The sequence below is a fragment of the Rhodoplanes roseus genome, from assembly GCF_003258865.1.
Lineage (GTDB): Bacteria > Pseudomonadota > Alphaproteobacteria > Rhizobiales > Xanthobacteraceae > Rhodoplanes > Rhodoplanes roseus.
In genome coordinates, this window is sequence record NZ_NPEX01000080.1 from 13,041 (window position 1) to 23,591 (window position 10,551).

At 71.0% G+C, this 10,551-nt stretch carries 8 protein-coding genes and 1 tRNA gene; 3 read left to right on the top strand and 6 right to left on the bottom strand.

Features of this window, described 5'->3' with window-relative positions; translation table 11 throughout:
• Positions 1-144: 144 nt before the first annotated feature.
• Positions 145-1,074, bottom strand: a complete 930-nt coding sequence (locus CH341_RS13550; protein WP_111419559.1) for a histone deacetylase family protein — start codon at positions 1,072-1,074, stop codon at positions 145-147.
• A gap of 259 nt (positions 1,075-1,333) precedes the next feature.
• Between CH341_RS13550 and CH341_RS13555 the strand changes: the two genes are divergently transcribed.
• Together CH341_RS13555 and CH341_RS13560 are read left to right on the top strand one after the other, a co-directional pair.
• Positions 1,334-1,408 (top strand) — tRNA-Gln (locus CH341_RS13555).
• A 331-nt stretch (positions 1,409-1,739) separates the two neighbouring features.
• Positions 1,740-2,408, top strand: coding sequence for a polysaccharide biosynthesis/export family protein (locus CH341_RS13560; protein ID WP_111419553.1), 669 nt, complete (start codon positions 1,740-1,742; stop codon positions 2,406-2,408).
• 22 nt (positions 2,409-2,430) lie between these two features.
• On the opposite strand, the gene CH341_RS13565 is transcribed toward CH341_RS13560, so the two are convergent.
• Positions 2,431-2,757 (bottom strand): cupin domain-containing protein, encoded by a 327-nt coding sequence (locus tag CH341_RS13565; RefSeq protein ID WP_111419560.1) that lies wholly within the window; start codon positions 2,755-2,757, stop codon positions 2,431-2,433.
• A 105-nt stretch (positions 2,758-2,862) separates the two neighbouring features.
• Between CH341_RS13565 and CH341_RS13570 the strand changes: the two genes are divergently transcribed.
• Entirely contained in the window at positions 2,863-4,842 is a 1,980-nt protein-coding gene (locus CH341_RS13570) for an APC family permease (protein WP_111419554.1), read from the top strand.
• A 21-nt stretch (positions 4,843-4,863) separates the two neighbouring features.
• On the opposite strand, the gene CH341_RS13575 is transcribed toward CH341_RS13570, so the two are convergent.
• From CH341_RS13575 to addA, 4 genes are all read right to left on the bottom strand, one after another.
• Positions 4,864-5,697 carry an alpha/beta fold hydrolase gene (locus tag CH341_RS13575; protein ID WP_111419555.1) on the bottom strand — a complete coding sequence of 278 codons (834 nt, stop codon included), beginning with the start codon at positions 5,695-5,697 and terminating at the stop codon, positions 4,864-4,866.
• Positions 5,698-5,836: 139 nt separating this feature from the next.
• Complete coding sequence (idi, locus tag CH341_RS13580; RefSeq protein WP_111419556.1) at positions 5,837-6,400, bottom strand: isopentenyl-diphosphate Delta-isomerase; 564 nt, start codon at positions 6,398-6,400, stop codon at positions 5,837-5,839.
• A 199-nt stretch (positions 6,401-6,599) separates the two neighbouring features.
• On the bottom strand, positions 6,600-6,920 hold the full coding sequence (trxA, locus tag CH341_RS13585) for a thioredoxin (RefSeq protein WP_111419557.1): 321 nt from the start codon (positions 6,918-6,920) through the stop codon (positions 6,600-6,602).
• A gap of 58 nt (positions 6,921-6,978) precedes the next feature.
• A complete protein-coding gene (gene addA, locus CH341_RS13590; RefSeq protein WP_111419558.1) occupies positions 6,979-10,473 on the bottom strand; it encodes a double-strand break repair helicase AddA in 3,495 nt (1,164 codons plus the stop codon).
• Positions 10,474-10,551 lie beyond the last annotated feature (78 nt).

A 10,551-nucleotide genomic window follows, 5' to 3' on the forward strand; every position in this document is an offset into this window, starting at 1 on the left:
GCGTGCCGCACGTCGTCGTTTCCGTCTCCACGCCACTCGCCTTGCCGAAGCTCGTCCCGGAACTCGCGTGCCGCAGACTTGCGTCGAATTTGCGATGGCGGCTGCCGGAGCAGAGCCGGCCGCCGGCGGATCGTGTCGACCGGCTCACCCCCGCATCAGCGCCGTCACGTGGACGGCGACCGACCGGGCGAGGCCCTGAAGGTCGTAGCCGCCCTCGAGCAGGGACACGACCCGGCCGCCGCAGCAGCTGTCGGCGACATCCATCATCCGCTTGGTGACCCAGGTGTAGTCGGGCTCCAGCAGATTGATGTTGGCGAGCGGGTCCCGCATGTGCGCGTCGAAGCCCGCGGACAGCACCAGCAGGTCGGGCCGAAAGTCCAGAAGGCGCGGGATGATGACGCTCTCGAAGGCCTCGTGGAACTCGTCCCCGCCGTCGCCGGCGCGCAGCGGCGCGTTCACGATGGTGCCGTGCTCGCCGCGTTCGGAGGCGGCGCCGGTCCCCGGATAGAGCGGCATCTCGTGGGTCGAGCAATACATCACGTTGCGGTCGGCCCACAGGATGTCCTGGGTGCCGTTGCCGTGGTGAACGTCGAAGTCGATGACCGCGACCCGCTCGGCGCCGTGTCGGTCGCGGGCGTGCCGCGCCGCGATGGCTGCGTTGTTGAAGAAGCAGAATCCCATCGGCTGGGTGATCTCGGCGTGGTGGCCGGGCGGCCGCATGGCGCAGAAGGCGTTGGCGACCTTGCCGGTCATCACCTCGTCGACCGCCAGCACGGCGCCGCCGACGGCCCGCAGGGCCGCCTCGTAGGTGCCGGGCGACATCGAGGTGTCGGCGTCCAGCTTGACCATGCCCTCGGTCGGGCTCGCGTCCCGGATGGCGTCGATATAGTCCTGCGTGTGGCACAGGGCGATGCGGTCGATCGCGGTCACGGGCGCCTGGTCGCGGGCGAGTGACTGGAACGCCTCCTGCTCCAGGACCCGCTCGACGACCCGCAGTCGATCGGGCCTCTCGGGATGGCCGAGGGGGGGAATGTGTTCGAGTGCCGCCGGGTGGGTGATGTACAGGGTCGTCATCGGATGCATCGGTTATGGGAATTCAACCATATCGCGTTCTCCGCCTCCCGGTGTCAAAAAGAATATTCCACGTGCGCGTGCGGCCGCTCCGCGGGACCGCCCCGACCTGCCGCACGGAGCCGTGAGGCGGCCCGCGGCGTTCCCGATGCGGTGTTCAGACCCGTCCCGAGCCGCTCGCCGGAAATCCCCAAGCCCGCGTGGGGCGTGTTGATCCCGACCGCGTGCGCACGTATGGTCCGCGCGCGAAAGGCCGCCGCCTTGGGGCGTAGCCAAGTGGTAAGGCAGCGGATTTTGATTCCGCCATTCCCTGGTTCGAATCCAGGCGCCCCAGCCAAGCCTGCACGCGAGGCCCGGGCACGAGCCTCCGGCCCGGGCTGGCCCAGCCGGAGTGCCGACCGGCGCAGCCGGTGCCGGCGCGCGCCGCCGAGCCATCGCAGCCCGCCGTCGAGCCGGCCCATCTCCGCCAGGACCGGGTCCGCAGCCCCGCCAGGGCCCTCCACCTGTCTGTTGGCACTCGCGTTACCGCTGCGCCACAGCCTCGCCCGACCGACCTAAACCGCAACGTGCAGAAACGTCAAAAGCGTCCTCTGCTTAGGGTTTGTTAACGATAATGGGGTGTTAATCCGGATTGTGAGTTCCCGAGTTTCATAGGTTGTGCGGATCCCATGCGGCACGCTCGTCCCATCGTCGTGATCCTCGCCTCGCTGGCGCTGTCCGGCTGCATGACCACGTCGAGCTTCTTCGGGCCCGGCGTCCCTCCGCCGCCGCCCTCCATCGACGCGGTCGTCTATGGCGGCCCCGGCGACGTGACGGGCGGGATCCCTGGCCCGTCGCCGGCCGTCGCTGCCGCGCTCGTCAAGGCCGACGATCCCGATCCGCCCTATACGCTGGACTCCGGCGATCGCCTCCGCGTCATGGTCTACGGGCAGGACGGTCTCACCAACACCTATGCGGTGGACGCCGCGGGCCGCATCACGCTGCCGCTGATCGGCGGCGTTCCGGCGCGCGGCCGCACCACGGCGGACCTCTCGAAGGTGATCGCCGCGCGCTTGCGCGACGGCTATCTGCGCGAGCCGCATGTGGCGGTCGAGGTCGAGGCCTACCGGCCGTTCTTCATCCTGGGCGAGGTGACGTTCCCGGGACAGTATCCGTTCGTCGCCCACATGACCGCCGAGACGGCGGTCGCGATCGCCGGCGGCTTCACGCCGCGCGCCTATCGCTGGGAGGTCGAGGTCACGCGGCCGACCCCGCAAGGGCCGGTGCGCCTGAAAGGCCCGCCGATGACGCCGGTGCGCCCCGGCGACACCGTGGTCATCTCCGAACGCTGGTTCTGACACGCACCTCCGCGATCCGGTCTCACCGGTGATGCACGGCGAGCCACACGGTGGCGCGCTCCGGGTCGGTCGCCGCCACGCGATGACGGGCATGCGCCGGGATGTGGACGTAGTCGCCGGGCAGCAGCGCACGCGGCGTCGGCTCGCCCTCGAACTGCAGCGTCGCCGTGCCGGTGAGCAGCACCACCCATTCGGACCAGGACTGATCGTACCAGAAGCCGGTCGGGCTCGCCTGACCGTGCGAGACGATTCGCTCGATGCGCAGATCCGGTGTCGCGAGCAAGGTCGAGACCAACTCGTCCGGCCGCCGCTGCTGCGCTCCCGCGAACAGGTTGCCGCTGGTGATCATGCCGAATCGTCTCCCGCCGTGAACGGCCGGCGGATCGCCGTCCGCGCGGAACAGGGCGGGCGCCTCGACCGTTCCCACCGTGATCGAAACGGGGTCCTCTGTCCATTGTCGCGCTCCTCTCTCGCCGCGCTCCTTCTCGGCCGGCCGCTCGCCAACGAGGAGCACGCGGGTCGCAAGGTCGGTCTCGGCACCGGGGTGCCGACCGTCGGGCTCGGCGCCTTCGGTTCGCCCGCCTACGGCCCGGAAGCGGCCCTACTGGTCCTGGCACCGCTCGGTGCGGCGGGTCTGTCGGCCTTTGCGGCCGTGCAGGGTGTGGTCGTCGTCGTGCTTCTGCTGCTCTGGCTCACCTTTCGCCGCGCCATCGTGGCGTTCCCGGGCAACGGCGGGGCCTACACGATCGCGCGCGACACGCTCGGCGACGCCGGCGGGCTGCTGGCCGTGGTGGTTCTGGTGCTCGATTATGTGCTCAACGTCGCCGTCGGCATCTCCGCCGGCGTCGCGGCGCTGGTCTCCGCCGTGCCGACGCTCGCGCCGCATCGCCTCGCGCTGTGTCTGGTCGTGCTGGCCGGGCTGACCCTGATCAATCTGCGCGGGGTGCTCGACGCCGGACGGGTCTTCGCGCTGCCCGTCTATGTCTTCCTCGCGAGCTTCGCGATCGTGCTCGTCGCCGGCCTCGTCGTCGTCCTGTCGGGAAACGCCGAGCCGCTGCCGTCTCCGGCTCCTTCTGATCCGCCGGGCGAGACGAGCTTTTGGCTCGCGGTGCTACTCGCTTATGCGGTGGCGTGCACCGGCATGACCGGCGTCGAGGCCGTCAGCAACAGCGTCGACACCTTCCGGGATCCCGCCGTGCGCACCGCGCGCCGCGCCCTCGCCGCGGTCGTGGTCGTGCTGGCCGTCTTCCTCGCGGCGCTCGCGGTTCTGGTGCCGGCGTTCGGCGTCGTCGCGATGCCGCAAACCGACGCGCAGTATCGCAGCGTGCTGTCCGGTCTCGCCGCCGCGATCGCCGGGCAGGGCGCGCTCTACTACGTCTGCATCGGTGCGCTGCTGGGCGTGCTCGTCCTCTCCGCTCACACGAGCTTCGTCGGCCTGCCGGGCTTCTTCCGCCTGGTCGCTGCCGACGGCTGGCTGCCGCGACCCTTCGCCGTGCTGGGGCGGAGGCTGGTTCTCACGGTCGGCGTGCTGTTTCTCTCCGGATGCGCCGGGGCGCTGCTGGGGCTGTTCGAGGGCGTGACGGACCGGCTGGTGCCGCTCTTCGCCGTGGCGGCCCTTTCGGTCTTCCTGCTGGTTCAGCTCGGCATGACCGTTCATGGACTGCGCGTGCGACGACGGGTGACGAGCGCGCGGGCCGCGGCGCGGCGGGCGACGCTGCTCAATATCGGCGTCGATGTCGTCGGCGGACTCGCGACAGGGCTCGCCCTCGCCGTCACCATGGTCGCGTGGTTCGTCCAGGGCGTCTGGATCCTGCTCGTGGTCGCGCCCGCTTTGATGGGCTTGCTGGTCGCGGTCCGGCGCTACTATGCGACCGTGGACCGAGAGCTGCGCGATCCCGGACCGCTCGATCTGAGCGACCTCTCGCCTCCTATCGTGCTGGTCGCGACCGAGGATCGCAGCCGTCTCACCGACAAGGCGCTCGCCTTCGCGCTGTCGGTCTCACCCGATGTGTGGGCCGTGCACCTCGCGGCGCTCGAAGGGCCCGGTTCCGAGGAGAAGGAGCGCGCCTTGCGCGAGGCCTGGGAAAGCGATGTCGAGGCGCCGGCCCGGGCCGCCGGCCACCGGCCGCCGCGGCTCGTCACGGTCGGCGCGCCGTTCCGGCACGTCTATGCGCCGCTTCTCGATCTGGTCGACCGGCTTTCGGCCCAGCATCCCGGCCGCACCATCGCGGTGCTGACGCCCGAGTTCGTGAAGCAGCGCTGGTGGCAGTATCCGTTGCACACGCTACGCGCGCGGCGCATGCGGTCGGGGCTGCTCGCCTATGGAGGGGCCCGGGTGGTCGTGATGAGCGTACCCTGGTATCTCGACGATCCCGATCCGGAACGCGCAGCGCGCACCACCGCGACATTGCCCAGCATCGCACCCGTGGACTGAGCGCGCCGCACGCGATTCCGGTCAGTCTGCGGAGAGGCCGAGCCGGCGCGCGAGCCAGGCGGCGACGATCTCCGCAACCGCGGCCTCGCGTCCCTTGTAGAAGTGGTCGCAGTTCGGGACGATCTCGACGTCGCACGGCCCGCCGGCGCGGTCGCGGAATTTCTCGGCGGGATAGTGCTCGGCCGGCTCCTGGTCGCCGCGGACATAGAGCACCGGGCAGGTGATCTGCGGCGCGAGATCGAGCGTGAACGGCATCTTGGTGATGCGGTCGATGAACGCCTCGGCCGAGGTCACGTACCACCAGTGCGGCAGGAAGATCAGCTCGCGGCCGCGACCGGCCGCCACCAGCGCTTCCGCCTGCGCCTTGATCTCGGCGAACCTGTCGCCGGCGAACAGGCCGATCTGGCTCACCCGCTCGTTCTGCCGGCCGCCCGCATGGGCGGAGAGCAGCACCAGGCACGGGGTTTTCGGATGCGCGACGACATGCGGCACCGACAGCATGCCGCCGTTGCTGTGGCCGATCACGACCGGGGCGTCGTAGCCGCGCGCCGCGAGCCAGGCCGCGGCGAGCCGGTTGTCCTCGATCGCTTCGTCGGTGAGCTGGAAGGCGGCGCCTTCCGCGGCCCGGCTGTCGCGGATGCTCAGAATGTCGTGGCCGCGTCGATTGAAGGCGAGGCAGGCGAGCCCCAGCCGGGTCAGCACCGGCGGCAGGAAGCGCGGCGCGCCGGTGTAGAAGTTCATCGTGTTGCCGTGGAACAGCAGCACGGCGCCGCGGATCGGCCGGTCCTCCGGCCAGTGGAACGCGCCGTCCAGCGGCGTGGTGCCGGTCGGAATCGTGATGAGCTCGGTGCGCATGGAGGCGGCCTCGGTGGCGTCGCGACGGGGGGAACGGAGCGCAGGGAGGAGGCAGCGGAACGGAGAGACGTGACGGAGCAGGAGGCTATCGGCGGGCTCGGCAGCGCGCAAGCCACGGGCTATCGGCACCGCGCTCCCGTCATGCCGGCCGGGAGAGCCAGGCCGCGATGTCGTCGCGATGCGTGACGAGATAGTGGCGGAACCACACGGCGTAATTCTCGGGACGGGCCGTCAGGTCGGCGAACAGCGTCTCGGACGGCACCCAGGCGTATTCGCTCACCTCGTCCGGGGCCGGCGCCACCGGGCCCTCCCAGGTGCCTCCGAACGCGTGCACCAGCTCGTCCTCGATGAAGCCGTTGGAGAGCGTCGCGCGATAGTGCGTCTTGAACAGCGGCGCCAGCGTGCAGACGAAGCCCATCTCCTCCGGCAGGCGGCGCAGGGCGGCATCGAGCGTCGACTCGCCGGGCCTGGGATGGCTGCAGCAGGTGTTCGCCCACAGCCCGCCCGAGTGGTACTTCGCCGGGTTGCGGCGCTGGATCAGCATCTCGCCGCGCGCATTGCGGACCAGCACCGAGATGGCCCGGTGCGGCAGGCCGCGCCGATGCACCTCGGTCTTGCCGGCGACGCCGGTCGGCCGGTCGTCGGCATCGACCAGGATGATCTGCTCCTCGGTCGCGGGATCCGCGATCACATCCACCGGCATGATGGCTCTCTCGTGCTGCGATGCTCGTTCTGCGATGCAGAACCGAGCGTGGGTCCGCCTGCCTTCGGTCGGGCCGCAGTATAGGCGCGGAGGACGAGGGGACAACCCCGCCCGCCCGGTCGTGAACCTCCCGACGCGAACGGCCGGCGCGAGCGCCGGCCGTCGGTATGTCGTGCGGAAGAAGAGTGCGGTTCGGCGATCAGACCGCGGCCGTGATCCACTGCTCCAGCTTCTGCTTCGGCGCGGCACCGACCTGGCGGGACGACAGCTCGCCGTTCTTGAACAGCATCAGGGTCGGGATCGACATGATATTGTACTGGGCCGCGACCTTGGGATTCTCGTCGACGTTGAGCTTGACGATCTTCACCTTGCCGTCGAGCGTCCCGGCGATCTCCTCGAGGGCGGGGGCGATCATGCGGCACGGGCCGCACCACTCGGCCCAGAAGTCCACCACGACCGGCTTGTCCGACTTCAGCACCTCGGTCTCGAAGTCCTGGTCGGAAACCTTGGTCACGCCCATGCCATACCTCTTGGGGTTCAGTGTTCGGGCCTGAACGTATGAACGCGTCCGGGATGCGTCAAGGCGCCGCTCCGAGAACGCCGAGCCGATCGAGCGCTGCGGCCAGAGCGTCGGCCGAAACCTCCATCAGATCAGGCGTGTCGGTCCACACCAGGGCGGTTCGGACCGGCCGGTCGGGCCATAGGGTGCGCAGCACCGCCCGGTAGAGCGCGAGCTGGGTGACGTATTCGGGCGGCGCGTCGGCCAGCCGGCGGGGCGCCGGCCGATTCGTCTTGAAGTCGGCGATCAGCACGGCCTCGTCCGTCACGGCCAGGCGATCGACCTGGCCGGAGACGAGGAGCGGCCGCCCCTCGCGGCGGGGAAGGCGGCCCAGGATCGGCACCTCCGCCCGGCTGCCCGGGCCGAACAGGGCGGCGAAGCGGGGATCCGCCAGGATCGCCAGCGTGTCGCCGAGCAGGGTCTCGCGCGCCGCATCGTCGAGGACGTCGGCGTTGCGGGCCAGCACGGTGCGGGCCGTCTCGGCGCGCCTGTCCGGGGCGATCTCGGGCAGCGACTGCAGCAGGCGGTGGGCGAGCCGCCCGCGCGCCATCGCGGCCTTTCGGGTCGCCTCGGTGTCGGTCGATCGCGGCGGCGCCCGCCGCGGCCCGCCTTCGTGGGCCCGTGACGGCGACAGCGCTGCGGCGGACGATTCCGGTTCGCCGAGAGGCAGGCGCAGCCAAGTCGGCTCCGGCGCTTCGGCCCGGGGGGGCGCCTGCGGCTCGGCCGCGGGAACGGGCGCGTCGGGCACCTTCCGGTAGATGCTGACAGGCGCGTCGTGTCCCTCGACCGTCTCCTCGGTGACGCCCGGCTGGCCGGCGAGCTGCGTCCTGATCAGGTCGTGCCAGCACCCCTCGGGTGGCTTCCGGGTGCCGGCGCATCCGCAGACGATCAGGCGGTGTGCCGCCCGCGTCATCGCCACATAGAGGAGCCGGCGATACTCGTCCTCGGCCTCCTTGGCGGCCGCGGCGCGTGCCGTCGCAACGGCGGCCGGATCCTGCTCCTTCCGGCCCGCCCATACCAGGGCGCCGGGCGTGCCGGGCGGTGCGTTCTCGGCGGACAGTGTCAGCAGCCGCGGCGGCCGCGGGCCGGACGGCGGCTGCGTCGTGTCGGCCAGGAAGACGAGCGGCGCCTCCAGGCCCTTGGCGCCGTGCACGGTCATCACCCGGACCTCGTCGCGGGTGATCTCCATGTCGCGCTTGATCTCGCTTTCGGCGGCCCGCAGCCAGGCGACGAAGCCTTGCATCGAGGGCGTCTCGCGCCGCTCGTAGTCGAGCGCCAGCGACAGGAACTCGTCGAGCGCATCGTTCGCCTCACTGCCGAGCCGCGCGAGAATGCGGGCGCGGCCGCCCTCGGCGCCGAGCAGCCAGGAGTAGAAGCCGAACGGTCCCTGCTGCCGCGCCGCCTCGGTGCAACGCGCGTAGCATTCCGCCGCCGCCGCGGCGGCTGGGCTTTTTCCCGCGGCAGCCACCAGGGCCGCGTGGAGCGTGCCGGTGCGGCCATGGGCCACGTCGAACAACTGGTCGTCGTCGAAGCCGAACAGCGGGCTCTTCAGTGCGATGGCGAGCGCCAGGTCGTCGGTCGGCAGCAGGATCGCGTCGGCCAGCGCCATCAGGTCGACGATGGCGACGTGCTCGGTCAGCGCCAGCCGGTCCGCCCCGGCCACCGGAACGCCGGCCTCCTCCAGCGCCCGGATCACGGCCTGGAACATCGGCCCGCGCTGGCGCACCAGCACCAGCACGTCGCCGGCCTTCAGCGGCCGGTTCTCGTGCCCGGCCGGCGCGCCGCTGGCGATCAGGTCGCGGATCGTCTGCGCGATCTTTCGCGCCAGCGTCACCTGCGGACTGGTCTCGATGGTGGCGTCGAACGGCGCGTCCCAGCCCTCCTTCTCCTCGCGCGGGTCCGCCCGGGTCAGCGGCCACAGCTCGACGACGCCGGGTGCCGCGTCGGGCAGCGCCTCGTGCGGCGGCACGCCCGCCTCGTCCGACGTGACGCTCGAGAACATCTCGGGCGTCGCGAACACGGCGTCGACGGCGCCCAGGATGTTGGCGCCGGAGCGGAACGAGAACTTGAAGTCTCGCTTCAGGAAGGCGAGGCCGCTCGCATTGTGCGCCGTCTCGAAGTGGCGCCGCATGCGGGCGAACTCCTTCGGCACGGCGCCCTGGAACGAGAAGATCGACTGCTTCTCGTCGCCCACGGCGAAGACGGTGCGACGCATCCCGCGGGCGCCTTCGCCGGCCGTGAACTCGGCGACCAGCAGGCGGATGATCTCCCACTGCTTCGGGCTGGTGTCCTGCGCCTCGTCGATCAGTACGTGGTCGATGGCGCGATCGAGCTTGTAGTGCACCCAGCCGGGCGTCGTGGCGCCGAGCAGGGCGAGGGTCTTGTCGATCAGGTCGTCGTAGTCGAGCAGGCCGCGGCGGTTCTTCTCGACGCCGTAGCGGGCGATCACGGCCGCCGCGATGGTGACCAGCGCCGCGGTGCGGTCGCGACACACCACGGCGTCGCGCTGCGCCACCAGCGTCACGACGCGGTCGCGCTCCCGCGCGAGGCGCTCGGCGAGCGCCGGATGCTTCTTCGCGATGCCCGAGGTGACGAGGTTCTTCCGGGGTTCGCGCTTACCGGTCAGGAAGACGTCGAGATACGCCTCGAGCTGCTCCGGTCCCGCGGCGGCGGCCGCCGCCGTGAAGCGGGCGCACTGCTTCTGGTCGTTGCTCGTGCCGCCCTTGCACACCGCCGCGACCGCGGCCCATTCGGAGGACGGCAGGAGCGGGCCGTCGACGATCGTCTTCTCGATCACCTCGATCGTATCGTCCGGGGCGACACCGAGCGACCGGGACAGGTCGGCGAGCGCGCCGGCGAGGCCGCCATGCGCCTCGATCCAGGCGCCGAGGGCGTGACGGCGAAACACCGCCTCGCGCACCAGATCCCTCAGCGTCTGGTCGGCGGCGGCGGCGAGGGCACTGGTCAGCGCGCGGCCGATCGGGCTGTCGCGCGACGTCGTCGCGTCGAGCAGCACGGCCATCGTGGCGCGGTCCAGAAGCTCGTCGGTGGCGCGCTCGTCCAGCACGGCGAAATGCGCCGGCACCGCGGCCTCGAACGGGAAGCGCTGCAGCAGCCGCGTGCAGAACGCGTGGATGGTCTCCACCTTCAGGCCGCCCGGCGTGTCGAGCGCCGCGGCGAACAGCTTTCGCGCCTGCTCGCGATCGCGGGCCGCGATGGTCTTGACGCCGAGGCTGCGCAGCTTGAGGTCGAGCGCGACGTCGTCGAGCGAGATCCATCCGGCGAGCTGGCCGAACACCCGGTCGGCCATGTTGGCGGCGGCCGCCTTGGTGAAGGTGATGCACAGGATCCTCGCGGGATCGACGCCGGCGAGCAGCAACCGAATCACCCGCTGTGCCAGCACATGCGTCTTGCCCGACCCGGCATTGGCCGACACGAAGGCCGACACGCCTGGATCCGCCGCCTCCGTCTGCACGGCCGTGACGACGTCCGGAATGGTTCGCACGCGGCTCATGGGAAGGCCTCCCGCACAGCGCCGTCTTCACCTCTCCCCGCGCGCGGGGAGAGGTCGGATCGCATGCAGCAGGCATGC